This window comes from Pseudomonas sp. HMSC065H01 (genome assembly GCF_001815235.1).
Lineage (GTDB): Bacteria > Pseudomonadota > Gammaproteobacteria > Pseudomonadales > Pseudomonadaceae > Pseudomonas > Pseudomonas aeruginosa.
On the sequence record NZ_KV819898.1, the window covers coordinates 18,196 to 32,521 of the forward strand.

Annotated in this window: 13 protein-coding genes and 1 pseudogene; 8 read left to right on the forward strand and 6 right to left on the reverse strand. The window is 66.7% G+C overall.

Annotated elements, in window-relative coordinates; translation table 11 throughout:
• Positions 1-8: 8 nt before the first annotated feature.
• Complete coding sequence (locus HMPREF3014_RS18570) at positions 9-1,073, reverse strand: hemin-degrading factor (RefSeq protein WP_003125379.1); 1,065 nt, start codon at positions 1,071-1,073, stop codon at positions 9-11.
• Positions 1,074-1,253: 180 nt separating this feature from the next.
• Here HMPREF3014_RS18570 and phuR point away from each other — a divergent pair, with 180 nt between their 5' ends.
• From phuR to HMPREF3014_RS18585, 3 genes are all read left to right on the forward strand, one after another.
• On the forward strand, positions 1,254-3,548 hold the full coding sequence (gene phuR, locus HMPREF3014_RS18575) for a heme/hemoglobin uptake receptor PhuR (protein WP_023087834.1): 2,295 nt from the start codon (positions 1,254-1,256) through the stop codon (positions 3,546-3,548).
• Positions 3,549-3,650: 102 nt separating this feature from the next.
• On the forward strand, positions 3,651-3,998 hold the full coding sequence (locus HMPREF3014_RS18580) for a Rieske (2Fe-2S) protein (RefSeq protein ID WP_003121065.1): 348 nt from the start codon (positions 3,651-3,653) through the stop codon (positions 3,996-3,998).
• 80 nt (positions 3,999-4,078) lie between these two features.
• Positions 4,079-4,591: a DUF4136 domain-containing protein gene (locus tag HMPREF3014_RS18585; RefSeq protein ID WP_023087835.1), complete on the forward strand. Its 513-nt coding sequence runs from the start codon at positions 4,079-4,081 to the stop codon at positions 4,589-4,591.
• A 3-nt stretch (positions 4,592-4,594) separates the two neighbouring features.
• Here HMPREF3014_RS18585 and HMPREF3014_RS18590 read toward each other — a convergent pair whose 3' ends face one another.
• A complete protein-coding gene (locus HMPREF3014_RS18590; protein WP_003095105.1) occupies positions 4,595-5,044 on the reverse strand; it encodes a DUF4345 family protein in 450 nt (149 codons plus the stop codon).
• Positions 5,045-5,293: 249 nt separating this feature from the next.
• On the opposite strand from HMPREF3014_RS18590, the gene HMPREF3014_RS18595 reads away from it, so the two are divergent.
• Positions 5,294-5,743, forward strand: a complete 450-nt coding sequence (locus tag HMPREF3014_RS18595) for a DUF411 domain-containing protein (protein ID WP_019726920.1) — start codon at positions 5,294-5,296, stop codon at positions 5,741-5,743.
• A 58-nt stretch (positions 5,744-5,801) separates the two neighbouring features.
• Here the strand turns inward: HMPREF3014_RS18595 and alaC are convergent, their stop codons facing one another.
• Entirely contained in the window at positions 5,802-7,037 is a 1,236-nt protein-coding gene (gene alaC, locus HMPREF3014_RS18600; protein ID WP_003100170.1) for an alanine transaminase, read from the reverse strand.
• 169 nt (positions 7,038-7,206) lie between these two features.
• Between alaC and HMPREF3014_RS18605 the strand changes: the two are divergent.
• Together HMPREF3014_RS18605 and HMPREF3014_RS18610 are read left to right on the forward strand one after the other, a co-directional pair.
• A pseudogene (locus tag HMPREF3014_RS18605) lies at positions 7,207-8,060 on the forward strand (PhzF family phenazine biosynthesis protein).
• 67 nt (positions 8,061-8,127) lie between these two features.
• Positions 8,128-9,021, forward strand: a complete 894-nt coding sequence (locus tag HMPREF3014_RS18610; protein WP_003095112.1) for a KPN_02809 family neutral zinc metallopeptidase — start codon at positions 8,128-8,130, stop codon at positions 9,019-9,021.
• 21 nt (positions 9,022-9,042) lie between these two features.
• Here the strand turns inward: HMPREF3014_RS18610 and HMPREF3014_RS18615 are convergent, their stop codons facing one another.
• On the reverse strand, positions 9,043-9,519 hold the full coding sequence (locus HMPREF3014_RS18615; protein ID WP_023087838.1) for a SecDF P1 head subdomain-containing protein: 477 nt from the start codon (positions 9,517-9,519) through the stop codon (positions 9,043-9,045).
• Positions 9,520-9,932: 413 nt separating this feature from the next.
• Here HMPREF3014_RS18615 and HMPREF3014_RS18620 point away from each other — a divergent pair, with 413 nt between their 5' ends.
• Both HMPREF3014_RS18620 and trmA read left to right on the forward strand, forming a co-directional pair.
• Complete coding sequence (locus HMPREF3014_RS18620) at positions 9,933-11,228, forward strand: NCS2 family permease (RefSeq protein WP_003095114.1); 1,296 nt, start codon at positions 9,933-9,935, stop codon at positions 11,226-11,228.
• Complete coding sequence (gene trmA / locus HMPREF3014_RS18625) at positions 11,225-12,316, forward strand: tRNA (uridine(54)-C5)-methyltransferase TrmA (protein WP_003116071.1); 1,092 nt, start codon at positions 11,225-11,227, stop codon at positions 12,314-12,316. The genes HMPREF3014_RS18620 and trmA overlap by 4 nt, the downstream gene beginning before the upstream one ends.
• 31 nt (positions 12,317-12,347) lie before the next feature.
• On the opposite strand, the gene sfsA is transcribed toward trmA, so the two are convergent.
• Complete coding sequence (gene sfsA / locus HMPREF3014_RS18630; protein WP_003100180.1) at positions 12,348-13,055, reverse strand: DNA/RNA nuclease SfsA; 708 nt, start codon at positions 13,053-13,055, stop codon at positions 12,348-12,350.
• Positions 13,055-14,227, reverse strand: coding sequence for a pyridoxal phosphate-dependent aminotransferase (locus HMPREF3014_RS18635; protein WP_023087839.1), 1,173 nt, complete (start codon positions 14,225-14,227; stop codon positions 13,055-13,057). The genes sfsA and HMPREF3014_RS18635 overlap by 1 nt, the downstream gene beginning before the upstream one ends.
• Positions 14,228-14,326 lie beyond the last annotated feature (99 nt).

The following is a 14,326-nucleotide window of genomic DNA, read 5'->3' on the forward strand; positions in this document are numbered from 1 at the left end:
ATCTCTCCTCAGAGCGCCTTGAAGGATTCGGCCAGTTCGCGCCAGTCGTCGCGCTCGGGCTCGCCGGGCTTGCGCGCGCCGAACAGTTGCACGATCAGTTCGCCGTCGGCGTCGAAGGCCTCCCAACTGGTTACGATGCCATCGGTGCTCGGCTTGCGCACCCGCCAAAGTTCGGCGATGCCGGTGGTCTTCAGGTGCAGGTTGAATTCCGGATCGAGCACGTTGAACCAGTCGTCCAGCCACTTCAGGTTGCACACAGGCCCGGTATGGATCTGGATGCAGTGGGCGTTGCCGACGAACACCATGATCGGCAACCCGCTTTCGGCCGCCGCTTCGAAGAGTTTCGCCAGGTCGCCATTGTCCAGGCGCTCGGCCCATTCGCCGCCAGCCAGGCGCAGCGCCTGGGTGCGCTGCGCGCCATGCTTCTTCAGCAGGGCGTGGAAATGATGGGTGTCCTTCAACGCGGCCCAGCCTTCGCGCAAGGCGGCGGCATCGATCTGCGCATCGACGAGCGAAGCAGCCGGCGCGCGGGGTTCGCGCAGGGCCAGCACGGCATCCTGCTCGGCAGCCCGCAGGCGCTCGACCAGCGGTTCCCAGGCGCGGACATCGCTGGCCTCGGTAAGGAACACCTTGTGCACCGCCACGCCCTGCTGGTCGAACACCTGGATGCTGCGCTGGGTACCCCGCGCTGTCTCCTCGGCAATGGCGAAGACAGCGTTCCACCCCCCCAGGAACAGGCGCAGGTCGATATCCGGCGAGACCACCAGGCCCATCTGCCCATTGGCAGAGACCGTCACCTCGCGATACGGCCCCTTGCGTTCGTGGACGCAATGCTCGTTGCGGGTCAGCGCCATGATCGGCCCCAGTTCGCCGAGCGCCGGCAGCAAGGCGGCCCAGTCCGGCCGCAGGCGCACGGCATCGATGCCGACCCGGCTGGCGACCAGCTCGCCTTCGCTGACCTGCAACAGCGCGGCGGCGTCGCGCGCGCGTAGCTGCGGTCGCTCGGCGCGCAGGTCCTGCCAGGCGCGGTAAAGCTCGGCAGGGGAATGGGAAAGGCTGGGAGTGCTGCTCATCGACGGTTCCTCGGGCATATCCGGTTCGGTCGCGCTACGCGCAAAAACAGGTGAACTTTGCCACAAAACGCATATCTGAATCCATTTGATAATTATTTGCATTAGCGTTTTTCTGGCAGTACCTTGTGCGCCCGACGTCCCCCTGGCTATTCGCCACCGGCCCGACCCAAGGAGTCCCACATGCCGCTCTCCCCGCCCTTCGCCCTGCGCCCCTGCCTGGCCCTGCTGTTGCTCAGCCCTTCCCTGGCCCTGGCGGGGAACGCCGTCCCGCTGACCCCGACCACCATCACCGCCACCCGTACCGAGCAGGCAGTGGATTCGGTGCCAAGCACCGTCAGCGTGCAGACCCGCGAACAACTGGACCGGCAGAACGTCAACAACATCAAGGAACTGGTGCGCTACGAACCGGGAGTCTCGGTCGGCGGCGCCGGCCAGCGTGCCGGGATCACCGGCTACAACATCCGCGGCATCGACGGGAACCGCATCCTTACGCAGATCGACGGGGTCGAACTGCCCAACGACTTCTTCAGCGGCCCCTACGCGCAGACCCACCGCAACTACGTCGATCCGGACATCGTAAAGCGCGTGGAAATCCTTCGCGGCCCGGCCTCGGCGCTGTACGGCAGCAACGCCATCGGCGGCGCGGTGAGCTACTTCACCCTCGACCCGTCGGACATCATCAAGGACGGCAAGGACGTCGGCGCCCGGCTGAAGGCCGGCTACGAGTCGGCCAGCCACTCCTGGTTGACCTCGGCCACCGTCGCCGGCCGCGCCGACGACTTCGACGGCCTGCTGCATTATGGCTACCGCCAGGGCCACGAGACCGAATCCAACGGCGGCCACGGCGGCACCGGGCTCTCGCGCAGCGAAGCCAACCCGGAAGACGCCGACAGCTACAGCCTGCTCGGCAAGCTGGGCTGGAACTACGCCGAGGGCAGCCGCTTCGGGCTGGTCTTCGAGAAGTACAAGAGCGACGTCGATACCGACCAGAAGAGCGCCTATGGCGGCCCGTACGACAAGGGCAAGCCGGCCATTCCGCCGAGCATGCTGCCGGGCGGCATGTACCAGTGGCGCAAGGGCAACGACACCCTGACTCGCGAGCGCTACGGCCTGGAGCACCATTTCCTGCTCGACAGCCCGGTCGCCGATCGCATCCAGTGGAGCCTGAACTACCAGTTGGCGAAGACCGACCAGGCGACCCGCGAGTTCTACTACCCGATCACCCGCAAGGTCCTGCGTACCCGCGACACTACCTACAAGGAACGCCTGTGGGTCTTCGACAGCCAGTTGGACAAGAGCTTCGCCATCGGCGAGACCGAGCACCTGCTGAGCTACGGGATCAATCTCAAGCACCAGAAGGTCACCGGCATACGCAGCGGTACCGGCACCAACCTGGACACCGGCGCGGACAGCCCGCGCGATGCCCTGGAACGCAGCAGCGACTTTCCCGATCCGACGGTGAAGACCTACGCCCTGTTCGCCCAGGACAGCATCAGCTGGAACGACTGGACCTTCACTCCTGGCCTGCGTTACGACTACACGCGCATGGAGCCGCACATCACCGACGAGTTCCTGCGCACCATGAAGCAGAGCCAGAACACCGCGGTCGACGAGTCGGACAAGAAATGGCACCGGGTTTCGCCCAAGTTCGGCGTGACCTACGACTTCGCCCAGCACTACACCTGGTACGGCCAATACGCCCAGGGCTTCCGCACGCCCACCGCCAAGGCGCTGTACGGTCGATTCGAGAACCTGCAGGCGGGCTACCACATCGAGCCTAACCCCAACCTCAAGCCGGAAAAGAGCCAGAGCTTCGAGACCGGGCTGCGCGGCAAGTTCGACGAAGGCAGCTTCGGCGTGGCGGTGTTCTACAACAAATATCGCGACTTCATCGACGAAGACGCCCTGAATACCGATAGCACCGGCGGCAACGGCCAGACCTTCCAGTCCAACAACATCGAGCGTGCGGTGATCAAGGGCGTCGAACTCAAGGGCCGCCTGGAGCTGGGCGCCTTCGGCGCGCCGCAGGGACTCTACACCCAGGGCAGCGTGGCCTACGCCTACGGTCGCAACAAGGACAACGGCGAGCCGATCAACAGCGTCAACCCACTCACCGGAGTGTTCGGCCTGGGCTACGACGAAGCAGACGGCAACTACGGCGGGCTGCTCAGCTGGACCCTGGTCAAACGCAAGGACCGCGTCGACGACAGCACCTTCCACACCCCGGATGGCACCGCCAGCCAGTTCAAGACCCCGGGCTTCGGCGTCCTCGACCTCAGCGCCTACTACAGGCTGAGCAAGGACCTGACCCTCAACGCCGGTCTCTACAATCTGACCGACAAGAAATACTGGCTGTGGGATGACGTGCGCGGCTACGACAGCGTCGGCGAGGCTTCGGCGCTGGCCCCGGCCAACATCGACCGGCTGTCCCAGCCAGGCCGTAATTTCGTGGTCAACCTGGTCTGGGACATCTGACCCGTTACCCCTTCGCACACGGAAGTGCCCCCATACCCAGCGCCTGGCCATGCCGGGCGCTTTCCATGCCACAGGTGAAAGCCGTCCTCCGGATCAGGGATAATGATCCCGGCAAACGGAGCGCCCATGATCCACCTGTGTCCCTCTTCCCATCTCGCCGAAGGCAACAGCCGCGGCTTCCTCGTCGATGAGCGGCGGCTGTTCGCGGTGCGTCGCGACGGCCGCGCCTACATCTACCTGAACCGCTGCCCGCATCGCGGCATCCCGTTGGAGTGGCAGCCCGATGCCTTCCTCGACGACAGCGCCAGCCTGATCCGTTGCGCCAGCCACGGCGCGCTGTTCCTCATCGAGTCCGGCGAGTGCGTCGCCGGCCCCTGCGCTGGCGAGCGCTTGCGCGCCCTGCCCTGCCGGGAAGACGCCGAAGGCCTCTGGGTGGAGCTGGACGACTGACCCAACGGGGGATGGGCGGCAAGCCGCGAGGCAACGGCTAGGCTTGCGGCACAAAGATAAAAAAGAGGAAGGAACGCGCCATGCGCCGATTCAGCCTGCGCTTCGTCCTGCTGCTCCTGTTCGGCCTGCTGCTCTATGCCTGCCGCAATGAACCGGGCCCCGTACGGCTCGCCCCTGGCGTAACAGCGGCGGATTACAGGACTTTCTTCATCCAGGCGGTACGCGCCGAGGGGCACCGCATCGACTTCGAGGAGCGTTTCGATACGGCCGTGCGCCGCGCCCTGGAGGCCAAGGGCTATCGCTACCACGCGGAACACGGCGACCTGCGGGTGATCTACGCCCTCGGCCTGCAACGCCAGCCGGGCCTGGAAATGCGCCCGGTGATCACCCAGGATGGCGTCTTCACCCAGACCCAACTGACCGAAGACACCGAGGCCAGGCTGGCGCTGCGCATCCTTGACGAAAGCAACGGCAGGGTCCTTCTGGAAAGCGTGCTGAGCCGCCAACTGCACGATCCGGCGCTGACCCAGGAAGCGTTCGACCGCGGCGTCGTGCAGTTGCTGAAGGACTTCCCGAGCCGCAGTCAACCTTGAATGTCACAGGCCGTCGAAGTCGTCCTCGCGACGCTCGGCGCTCTCGCCGGGTGCCGACAGCCGGGGCGGCCGCCGTTGCAGCCACCACAGGGCGGCGATCCCCAGGGCAGCCATTGCGCCGCGGAACAGCAGGCCGAACAGGTTGCCGTCGGCCTCCATCCCGCCCTCGATCCAGGCAATCAATAGCCGCGACAGGGTCAGGATCGATTGCAGCAGCACTACCAGGATCAACGCCGGCTGCACCAGCGAAGCCCGGCGCAGGGCGAACAGCAGGAACAACGCCAGGGCGAACTGATGGCCGCCATAGAACACCCGCGCATCGCTGACCGCCGAAGGCTCCATCAGCAGCATGCCACTGAGATTGGCCATCTCGTAGGGACGCACCCAGTACAGCACTCCCAGCGCGCCCCATACCAGCGCCTGAACCAGCAAAACCAAACGGGCGAAGAGCATCCCCTTTCTCCTCGGGCCTGTTGCCCCCAGCGGTCAGTTCGACACCGGCGGCGAACGCCCCGGCAACCCTAAGGACAGCAGACCCAAACCGCGCCGACGAGTTCGCTGCGACAATCCGTCCCTGCCCAACGGCAACCCGGCGCGGCGGGCAGCGCATCGCTTCGTCACAAGTGGATACAGCTCACCGGCTGGGTGGCGGCGGGTGCCAGCGGTATGCTCCCGGCATTCGCTCGCAGCAAGGAGAATCCCATGCGCCGCTTCGCACCCCTGGCCGTCCTGGCCGCCACCCTGCTCCACGGTTCCCTGGTCCAGGCCGCCGAACCGCTGGCCATCGACGTCCACCGCGACGCCAACTGCGGCTGCTGCAAGGACTGGATCAAGCACCTCGAAGCCAACGGTTTCAAGGTCACCGACCATGTGGAAGCAGACATGAGCGCAGTCAAGAGCCGTCTCGGCGTGCCCTACAGCATGGGCTCCTGTCATACCGGAGTGATCGACGGCAAGTTCGTCGAAGGCCACGTGCCGGCAGCCGACATCCTCAAGCTGCGCGAACGCGCCGACCTGGTCGGCGCCGCCGTACCGGGCATGCCGGTCGGCTCGCCGGGCATGGAAATGGGCGACCGCCAGGACGCCTACCAGGTCGTCGGCCTGACCAGGAGCGGCCAGGCCTCGGTACTGGTGGAGTACCCGGGACGCTAACGAAAACGCCGTTTTCCCCAGGGAAAACGGCGTTTTTCCTTGTAGCAGGACGTGAGGATCACTCCGCCAGGCTATCGACCTTCCTCTGCGGCGACAGCAGCCCGTCGGCGCGGAACATCGCCTTGATCCCGCGCACCGCCTGGCGCAGGCGGTCGCGGTTCTCGATCAGGGCGAAACGCACATGATCGTCGCCGTAGTCGCCGAAGCCGATCCCCGGCGACACCGAGACCTTGGCGTCCTGCAACAGCTTCTTGGCGAACTCCAGCGAGCCCAGGTGCGCATAGGGCTCGGGGATCTTCGCCCAGACGTACATCGAGGCCTTCGGGTTCTCCACCATCCAGCCGGCCTCGCGCAGCCCCTTCACCAGGACGTCGCGGCGCTGCTGGTACTGCCGGGCGATATCGCGGACGCACTGCTGGTCGCCTTCCAGAGCGGCAATGGCCGCCACCTGCAGGGGCGTGAAGGTGCCGTAGTCGTGGTAGCTCTTGATCCGCGCCAGGGCCGAGACCAGCTCGGGATTGCCGACCATGAAGCCGATCCGCCAGCCGGCCATGTTGTAGCTCTTCGACAGGGTGAAGAACTCCACGGCGATATCCTTGGCACCCGGTACCTGCATGATTGACGGCGCTTTCCAGCCGTCGTAGACGATGTCTGCATAGGCCAGGTCGTGCACGACCATCACGTCGTACTGCTTGGCCAGCGCCACCACGCGCTCGAAGAAGTCCAGCTCGACGCACTGCGCGGTAGGGTTGGAGGGGAAGCCGAGAATCATCATGCGCGGCTTGGGAATCGATTCGCGGATCGCCCGTTCCAGCTCGTTGAAGAAATCGATGCCCGGCACCAGCGGCACCGAGCGCACCTGGGCGCCGGCGATCACCGCACCGTAGATGTGGATCGGATAGCTCGGGTTGGGCACGAGGATGGTGTCGCCATGGTCGAGGGTCGCCAGCATCAGGTGCGCGAGGCCTTCCTTGGAGCCGATGGTGACGATGGCTTCGCTTTCCGGGTCGATCTGCACGTCGTAGCGGTCACGGTACCAGTGCGAGATGGCCCGGCGCAGGCGCGGGATGCCACGCGAGGTGGAGTAGCCATGGGTGTCTTCGCGCTGGGCGACGGTGCAGAGCTTCTCGACGATATGCGGCGGGGTCGGCCCGTCGGGATTGCCCATGCTCAGGTCGATGATGTCCTCGCCACGGCGACGAGCGGCCATCTTCAGTTCGGCGGTGATATTGAAAACGTAGGGGGGAAGGCGGTCGATGCGCGCGAAACGGCGCGCAGGGCGTGATTCAGCCATGCTGTCCTCGGAGTAACGTAAGCGCCCGGAACCGTCCGAGCGACGCCGGCCGCTGCGGCGGCCTGGAAAGCGCCAGCCAGGCGCTTTCTTGTCGGCGAACATAAAGGCCGATAGGCTGCTTGTCGAGTCCCCCCTCGCGTTTTTCATTCCATTTCACAGGAAAAGGCCCATGTCCCGACGCTACTGGCAACTCGATGTGTTCGCCGAGCGTCCGCTCACCGGCAACGGCCTGGCCGTATTCGACGACGCCAGCGCCCTCGATGACGCCGCCATGCAGGCCTGGACCCGCGAACTGCGCCAGTTCGAGTCGATCTTCCTGCTGCCGGGCGACGACCCACGGGCCTTCCGCGCACGGATCTTCACCCTGGAGGAAGAACTGCCGTTCGCCGGCCACCCGCTGCTCGGCGCCGCCGCCCTGCTCCATCACCTGCGCGGCGGCGACAACGAACAGCACTGGACGCTGCACCTGGCCAGCAAGTCGGTGGCCCTGCGCAGCGTGCGGGCGGGCAGCGGTTTCTACGCCGAGATGGACCAGGGCCGCGCCGAATTCGGCGCCACCCCGGACGCCGGACCTGCCGCTGGTTCGCCGAAGCCTTCTCGCTATCGGCCAACGACCTGTCCGGGCATCCGCCGCGGGTGGTGAGCACCGGCCTGCCCTACCTGCTCCTGCCGGTGACCGCCGAGGCGCTGGGTCGAGCCCGTCAGGTCAACGATTTGCAAGAAGCCCTGGATAAACTCGGCGCGGCGTTTGTCTATCTGCTCGACGTCGACGGGCGCGAGGGCCGCACCTGGGACAACCTGGGGCTGGTGGAAGACGTGGCTACCGGCAGCGCTGCCGGTCCGGTCGCCGCCTACCTGGTGGAATACGGGCTTGCCGCGCGCGGCGAACCCTTCGTCCTGCACCAGGGACGCTTCCTCGAGCGGCCGAGCCGGCTCGACGTCCAGGTCGCGACAGACGGTAGCGTAAGGGTCGGCGGCCACGTCCAACTGCTCGCCCGCGCCGAGCTGCTGACCTCGGCCTGACGGTCGGGGTGGCGCTGGCGGCGGACGACGACAACACTGAAGAAGCGAAACGTACAGGAGAACCGCCATGCTCTGGCGCAAAGGACGACGCAGTGACAACGTGATTGATGCCCGGGGCGAAGGAGGCGCAGGCGGCGGTGGCGGCATGCGCATCGGCGGCAAGGGCCTCAGCCTGGGTGGGGTGGCCATCGTGGTGGTGGTCGGCCTGCTGATGGGCCAGGACCCGATGCAGATCCTCGGGTCGCTGCTCGGCCAGATGGACAGCCCGGCGCCGGCCACCCAGCAGCAGGCCGGCGGTCGGGCCCCGGCGGCCAATGACGAGCAGAGCGAGTTCGTCCGCTCGATCCTCGGCGACACCGAGGACACCTGGGAACAGATCTTCGCCAGCGGCCAGGCACAATACCAACAGCCCAAGCTGGTGCTGTTCAGCAATGGGGTGAATTCCGCCTGCGGCTTCGCCTCGTCGGCCACTGGGCCGTTCTACTGTCCAGCCGACCGCCGGGTCTACCTCGACCTGGAGTTCTTCCGCGAGATGGAACAGCGCTTCTCCGCCGCCGGCGACTTCGCCCAGGCCTATGTGATCGCCCACGAGGTCGGCCACCACGTGCAGAACCTGATGGGCATCTCGGCCAAGATCAACGCAGCCCGCCAGCGCGGCGCGCGCATGGAGGGCGCCAACGGCCTGTCGGTACGCCAGGAACTGCAGGCGGACTGCTTCGCCGGGGTCTGGGCCAACCGTGCACAGCAGCGGCTGAACTGGCTGGAGCCGGGCGACATCGAGGAAGCCCTGAACGCCGCCAACGCCATCGGCGACGATCGCCTGCAACGCCAGGGCCGCGGCATGGTGGTGCCGGACTCCTTCACCCATGGCTCCTCGGCGCAACGCATGCGCTGGTTCAAGACCGGCTTCGAGAGCGGCTCGCCGGCCAGTTGCGATACCTTCAAGGCCCAGACGCTCTGAGCCTCGCCGCCAGCCGGGCGCTTAGCGCCCCGGCTGGCTTCCCAGCGCATTCAACTGATCGGCCAGTTCCCTGGCCTCGTAGACCGAAGCCAACCCGTCGAGATAGACCTTGCCGTTGCGGATCGGCTCGCACACCCGCGGCGCCAGGCGCAGGCGCCCGTCCACCAGTACCGCGAGAGTGCGCCCCCGGGCCTCGCCGGTCAGCGCGGCCAGGCGGCGGGCGGCCGGTTCGGTGAAGGTGACTTCGACGCCGGGTCGACCGTTCTGGTCGTACAGGACCTCGGCGCGGAGTACGTCAGCCTGGGTCAGGCTGGGCTTCAGCGCCACCAGCATGGCTTTGCCCTGCGGGTCGGCCAGGGTGCGGAACGCCGCGGAAGGCGTGCTGGCGGTGGCATAGACCCCGAAGCTGTGCTGCGGGATCGGCAGCGGATCGCTGGCGCAGGAGGCCAGCAGCAGCGCCAGGCCCAGCGGAAGGAGTGCGAGTTTCGAGCGTTTCATGATGAGGTACTGCAGAAAACCTGGGCGGAGCGTCCGTCCGGACGCCAACGCCTATGTTAACGCCGCCCGCGAGGGGCGGGCGAGCAGGCCCTTCCGCGAGGCGACGATCGACTAGACTGGCGGAAATTCACCCCTCTCCCGCGAACTGGTATGATGCGCGCCTTTTCGAGCCGTATGAACCCCACGCAGGCCGCCGCGAGGCCCCTGGCGTGCGTGGGTCGTTTCATGCGGCTCGCGCATTTTCGGGACTCAGCCGTCTGCCGGGATCGTTCGCGATACCGCGCCGACGATACAGCGATGCAACGCCCGCCACGCGGAAATTCGGTTTTCCCTGGTCGGCGGCCGGCTCCGCGGCCGGCCACTTCTGCTGGCGCCATGGGGATCGTTGCAGAGCACATTCAGGGGAATCCAACATGCTGGAAAAGCTGTTTCAACTAAAGGCGCACAACACCACGGTGCGCACCGAGATCCTGGCGGGGATCACCACCTTCCTGACCATGGCCTACATCCTCTTCGTCAACCCGAGCATCCTCGGCGAGACCGGCATGGACAAGGGCGCGGTGTTCGTCGCCACCTGCCTGGCAGCGGCCATCGGCTCGACCATCATGGGCCTGATCGCCAACTACCCGATCGCCCTGGCCCCCGGCATGGGCCTCAACGCCTTCTTCACCTACACCGTGGTGCTGCACATGGGCCACAGCTGGCAGGTCGCGCTGGGCGCAGTGTTCATTTCCGCCACCATGTTCTTCCTGCTGTCGATCTTTCGCATCCGCGAATGGATCATCAACAGCATCCCCCTGCCGCTACGCTCGGCGATCGCCGCCGGCATCGGCCTGTTCCTCGCACTGATCGCCCTGCAGAACGCCGGCATCGTGGTGGACAACCCGGCAACCCTGATCGGCATGGGCGACCTGACCAAGCCGGCGCCGATCCTCGCCACCCTCGGCTTCATCCTGATCGTCGCCCTGGAGGCGCGTAGCGTCACCGGCGCGGTGCTGATCGGTATCCTGGTGGTCACCGCCATCGCCATCCTGCTCGGCGTGACCCAGTTCGGCGGCGTGGTCTCGATGCCGCCGTCGCTGGCGCCGACCTTCCTCCAACTGGACATCAAGGGCGCGCTGGACATCGGCCTGGTCAGCGTGATCTTCGCCTTCCTCTTCGTCGACCTGTTCGACAACTCCGGCACCCTGATCGGCGTCGCCAAGCGCGCCGGACTGATGGGCAAGGACGGCCACATGCCGAAGATGGGCCGCGCGCTGATCGCCGACAGTACCGCCGCCATGGGCGGCTCGCTGCTGGGCACCTCGACCACCACCAGCTACATCGAGTCCGCCGCGGGCGTCAGCGCCGGCGGCCGCACCGGCCTGACCGCCATCGTCGTCGCCATCCTGTTCCTCCTCGCGCTGTTCTTCGCCCCGCTGGCCGGCAGCGTACCGGCCTTCGCCACCGCCCCGGCGCTGCTCTTCGTCGCCGTACTGATGGCCTCGGGCCTGGCAGAGATCGACTGGGAAGACATCACCGTCGCCGCGCCGGTGGTCGTCACCGCGCTAGCCATGCCGTTCACCTATTCGATCGCTACCGGCATCGCCTTCGGCTTCATTTCCTGGACCGCGATCAAGGTGCTGTCCGGGCGCTGGCGCGAACTGAACCCGGCGCTGGTGATCCTCTCCGTGCTGTTCGTGATCAAGCTGGGCTTCTTCAACGCATGAGCCGTCCACAGTTCGACCCCAGCGCCTACGCCGCGCAACTGGAAGACAAGAAGTCCCGCCTCGCCGGATTGCTGGCCCCGTTCGCGGCACCCGCGCCGGAGGTCTTCGAGTCGCCGCGCGAGCATTACCGGCTGCGCGCCGAATTCCGCCTGTGGCGGGAAACCGGCAACGAGAAGCGTCACTACGCGATGTTCGAGCAGGGCGACAAGCACACGCCGATCCTGATCGAGGATTTCCCCATCGCCAGCCGCCGCATCAACGAACTGATGCCGCGCCTGAAGGCGGCCTGGGCCGACCCGGCGCTGGGCTTCAAGCTGTTCCAGGTGGAGTTTCTCACCACCCTGGCCGGCGACGCGCTGATCACTCTCTGCTACCACCGGCCGATCGACGACGCCTGGCGACAGGCAGCGGAAAAGCTCGCGGCGGAACTGGGCGTGAACCTGGTGGGGCGTTCGCGCGGCAAGCGCATCGTCGTCGGACGCGACTATGTGGAGGAGGAACTGTCGGTCGCCGGCCGGCGCTTCCGCTACCGCCAGCCCGAGGGGGCTTTCACCCAGCCCAACGGCGAGGTCAACCAGAAGATGCTCGGCTGGGCCTACGAGGCGCTCGGCCAGCGCGACGACGACCTGCTCGAACTGTACTGCGGCAACGGCAACTTCACCCTGCCCCTGGCCACCCGGGTACGCAAGGTGCTGGCCACCGAGATCAGCAAGTCCTCGGTCAATGCGGCGCTGGCCAACCTGGCCGACAACGCGGTGGACAACGTCAGCCTGGTGCGCCTGTCGGCCGAAGAGCTGACCCAGGCGCTGAACGAGGTTCGCCCGTTCCGCCGCCTGGCCGACATCGACCTGAAGAGCTACGCCTTCGGCAGTGTCTTCGTCGATCCGCCACGAGCCGGCATGGATCCGGACACCTGCGAGCTGGCCCGACGCTTCGAGCGCATCCTGTACATTTCGTGCAACCCGGAAACCCTGGCGCAGAACATCGCCCAACTGCACGACACGCACCGGATCAGCCGCTGCGCGCTGTTCGACCAGTTCCCCTACACCCACCACATGGAAAGCGGCGTCCTGCTCGAACGCCGCTGAGAGTGGCCGCGCCCCACGGCGCGGCTGTGCCTCAGAGTCGCACCGGGAGGCGCCGCGCCAGGTGCAATCCTTCCGTCGTCACCTCGGCGCCATAGGCCAGCACCTCGACGCCCGCTTGCGCCGCCTCGCGCAACGCCTTGCCATAGGCTGGATCGATCTCGTCGGCGGGGCGCACCGCCTCGACCCCGGAAAGGTTCACGCAGTACAGCTGCACCGCGCGGATCCCCTCCCGCGCCAGCGCCGCCAGTTCGCGCAGGTGCTTGGCGCCGCGCAGCGTCACCGCGTCGGGAAAGGCCGCCACGGCGGTTTCGTCGAAGCCCAGGGTGACGCTCTTCACCTCGATGAACAGTGCGCCCGTGGGGTATTCCAGGCGAAAGTCGGCGCGACTGTTCTCCACGCCGTAGGCCACTTCCCGGCGCAGAGCGGTGAAACCGGCAAGCTCCGCGATGTCCCCGGCCAGCAGCGCCTCCTCTACCAGGCGGTTGGCCCGCGCCGTGTTGACGCAGGCCAGGCGGCCCTGCGGGGTCTCGCTCAGCTCCCAGGTCCCCGGCAGCTTGCGCTTGGGGTCGTTGGAGCGGCTGAACCAGACCCGGCAGCCTTCGCTCATGCAATTGAGCATCGAACCGGTATTCGGACAGTGGATGGTCAGGCGCTCGCCGCCGGCGCTCTCGATATCGGCGAGGAAACGCTTGTAGCGACGCAGCAGGCGGCCTTCTTCCAGTGGCTGCTCGAAACGCATCAGGGCCGCCAGTTCTTCAGGCCGCAGGCGATCCGCTCCACCGCTTCCTGCAGGCGCGGCAGGTTCTGGGTATAGGCGAAACGCACGTGGTGGCCGGCCTGGTGGCGGCCGAAATCCAGCCCCGGGGTGAAGGCAACGTGCTCGGTCTCGATGAAGTGCTTGCAGAAGGCGTAGGCATCGCCGCCGAACGCGCTGATATCGGCGTAGAGATAGAAGGCGCCTTCAGGCTCCACGGCGATTCCGAAACCCAGCTCGCGCAGGGCCGGCAGGAGGAAGTCGCGACGGCGGGCGAACTCTTCGCGACGCTCTTCGAGAATGGCGATGGTGGTCGGCTCGAAACAGGCCAGCGCGGCCTGCTGGGCCATGCTCGGCGCGCTGATGTAGAGGTTCTGCGCCAGCTTCTCCAGCTCAGGCACCGCCGCTGCCGGCGCCACCAGCCAGCCCAGGCGCCAGCCGGTCATGCCGAAATACTTGGAAAAACTATTCAGGACGAAAGCGTCGTCGTCGACTTCCAGCACCGAGGCGGCGTCCACGCCATAGGTCAGACCGTGATAGATCTCGTCCACCACTAGGTGCCCGCCGCGGGCCTTCAAGGCGCCCGACAGGCCGGCCAGTTCGTCGCGATCGAGCAGGGTCCCGGTCGGATTCGCCGGCGTCGCCACCAGAGCGCCTACACTGTCTGAATCCCAGTGCCGCTCGATGAGATCCGGCGTCAGTTGGTAACGGCTGTCCGGCCCCACCGGCACCAGTTGCGCGGCGCCTTCCACCAGGCGCAGGAAATGCCTGTTGCACGGGTAGCCCGGGTCGGCGAGCAACCAGTGGCGGCCGGGGTCGACCAGCAAGCTGCTGGCCAGCAGCAGGGCGCCGGAGCCGCCCGGAGTGACCAGCACGCGCTGCGGGTCGAGGTCGACCCCGTAGCGTTCGCAGTAGAATTTCGCGATCGCCTCGCGCAGCGCCGGCAGGCCGCGGGCGGCGGTGTAGCGGGTATGCCCGGCGGCCAGGGCGGCGCGCCCGGCCTCGACGATCGGCTCGGCCGTGGTGAAGTCCGGCTCGCCGATCTCCAGGTGGATCACATCGTGGCCGGCGGCCTGCAACTCGTTGGCCCGCGCCAGCAGGGCCATGACATGGAAAGGCTCGATGGCCCGACTGCGCGCGCTATAGGAGGTAGCCATGGATATTCCGAACTTTGCGAGGAAAAACCGATTCTAACCAAGCCATTACGCGGGCGACACCAGCCTCGACAACCGGGAGTAGCGCCAAGGTTATCGTTC